The organism is Rhodopirellula maiorica SM1 (assembly GCF_000346295.1).
GTDB classification, from domain to species: domain Bacteria; phylum Planctomycetota; class Planctomycetia; order Pirellulales; family Pirellulaceae; genus Novipirellula; species Novipirellula maiorica.
Map to the genome: position 1 here is coordinate 1 of NZ_ANOG01000755.1, position 2,307 is coordinate 2,307.

Consider the following 2,307-nt stretch of genomic DNA (forward strand, 5'->3'; position numbering starts at 1 on the left):
AAAAACGGAGTTTCGATTTTTCTGTCGTGCAACCCACGTGCCCTTCCAATCTAAGAGCCTATCCGAAAACCGCGTTGCCGTTGCTCGACACCCCTCTGGGCGGTCGCAAGCTCGCGTAGGACCGGCATTGAAGGCCCGGAAGTACCGTCGTAGCCAAGTTTTCGGATAGGCACGAAGCGTTTGATCGTTACGACTCCGCGAAATCCGAACGATGGGCATCAAATAAAGCCATCCGCACTGCGTTTTCGCTTGCTTCGAAGCGTCCCAGCGACTAACAATCGCCACCATGCCCCCCGTCGATGCGGCAAAGCGTGCCAGATGAATCCTCTTAGCCAACCTTTCGTACTTAATCCGCTAAGCATAGAATTCGCATCTACGCCCCCTATTCCCCGTTTTCCCCGCTTGGCTGAGACTCCATTTCGTCAATGCCAAGCAAACCACGTGATGGAAATTCGCTAACGATGAGTGCTACCGCGACTGCTCAGCGCGTCTTCAACTTTTCCGCTGGTCCTGCTGCGATGCCCCTTTCGGTACTGCAGCAATTGCAAGAGGAAATGCTGTGTCTGCCCGGCGCAGGTTGCTCGCTGATGGAAATGAGCCACCGAGACCAAGCATTTGTCGATATTTTGCACGATGCCGAGAACAGTATCCGCTCGCTGCTGAACATCAGCGACGACTACGCGGTGCTGTTCCTGCAAGGAGGCGCGACGCTGCAATTTTCGATGATTCCTGCAAATCTGATCCGTGGCACCGAAAAAACGGCCCAGTACCTTGTCACCGGTTCTTGGGGCAAAAAAGCAATCGGCGAAGCCAAAAAGGAAGGCAATGCCGAAGTCATCTACGACGCCAAAGAATCCAATTACAACCACGTCCCCGCAGCGGACGATTTTCAAGTCCGCGATGATGCTGGGTATTTGTACTACTGCAGCAACGAAACCATCCAAGGGGTTCAGTTTCAATCCGAACCCGAGTGCCCCGCCGGAGTGCCGTTGGTCTGTGATGCGTCAAGCGATTTCCTGTCACGCCCATTGGATGTTAACAAGTACGGCGTCCTGTACGCCTGTGCTCAAAAGAACGCCGGGCCTGCCGGAGTGACCGTCGTCATTATCCGCCGCGACTTGGTCGACAGCGCCAAAACCGAGCTGCCAGGTTACTTGAACTACAAAAACCACGCCGAAGCCGATTCGGAATGGAACACTCCGCCGACGTTTGCCATTTACGCCCTGGGCAAAGTTGCACGATGGTTGTCCAACGACATCGGTGGTCTCGACGCAATGGCAAAACTGAACGAGCAAAAATCCCAACTGCTCTACGACGTGATCGATTCGCACAACGAATTCTACCAAGGTCACGCCGTTGATTGCTGTCGTTCGAAGATGAACGTCACGTTCAATTTGCCAAGCGACGAACTGTTGAAAAAATTCGTCAGCGAAGCCAAAACCCACGACTTGGCCAACTTGAAAGGCCACCGCAGCGTCGGTGGTATTCGAGCGAGCGTTTATAACGCGATGCCGATCGAAGGCGCCGAAACACTGGCTAAATTCATGATCGACTTTGCCAAAAAGAACGGCTAGTCGCGCGGCCAAAGTCGCTTCTAAAGTTCCCCACAATTTTATTCCCTTTCGCCCCACAACTCCTGCCATGCATCGCATTCTCGTCCTCGACAACATCGCACAAGAAGGTCTCGATATCCTCGAGGCTTCCCCGAACGTCGAATATGAAGTCCGCACCGGTCTTTCTGGTGAAGACCTACGAACCGCATTGAACGAGTTCGACGGGGCGATCCTTCGCAGCGGAGTCAAGATCACTCCGGAGTCGCTCGAAGGCAACACCCGGATGCGTGCGTTGGTACGTGCAGGTGTGGGAACCGACAACATCGACAAACCGGCGGCGACGCGGCGTGGCATCGTTGTCATGAACACTCCGGCCGGTAACACCGTCAGCACTGCGGAGCACGCTTTCGCACTGTTGTTGGCACTGAGCCGCAACATCCCCGCAGCCAACCAGAGTCTGGTCGAAGGACGCTGGGACCGCAAAAAGTATATGGGCACCCAGGTTGCCGGCAAAACGCTGGGGATCGTCGGGATGGGCCGCATCGGACGCGAAGTCGCCGCGCGAGCGATCGCGTTCGACATGAAAGTCATCGCGTTCGATCCGTTCTTGACCGACGAACAAGCTTCGGCAATCGGCGTGAAACGCGTTGCCACCGTCGATGACATGTTGCCGCAGATCGACTACCTGACCGTACACACACCGTTGACCCCGGAAACCAAGGGGCTGATCAGCCACGCCCAGCTCGACAAGGTC

The 2,307-nt window shown here is 55.4% G+C and carries 2 protein-coding genes; both read left to right on the forward strand.

The features are described 5' to 3' along the window. Window positions 1-461: 461 nt before the first annotated feature. Window positions 462-1,574: a 3-phosphoserine/phosphohydroxythreonine transaminase gene (gene serC, locus RMSM_RS24490; protein WP_144057926.1), complete on the forward strand. Its 1,113-nt coding sequence runs from the start codon at window positions 462-464 to the stop codon at window positions 1,572-1,574. A 67-nt stretch (window positions 1,575-1,641) separates the two neighbouring features. After that, window positions 1,642-2,307: NAD(P)-dependent oxidoreductase (locus RMSM_RS24495; RefSeq protein ID WP_008702898.1), on the forward strand; the 666-nt coding region annotated here is incomplete at its 3' end.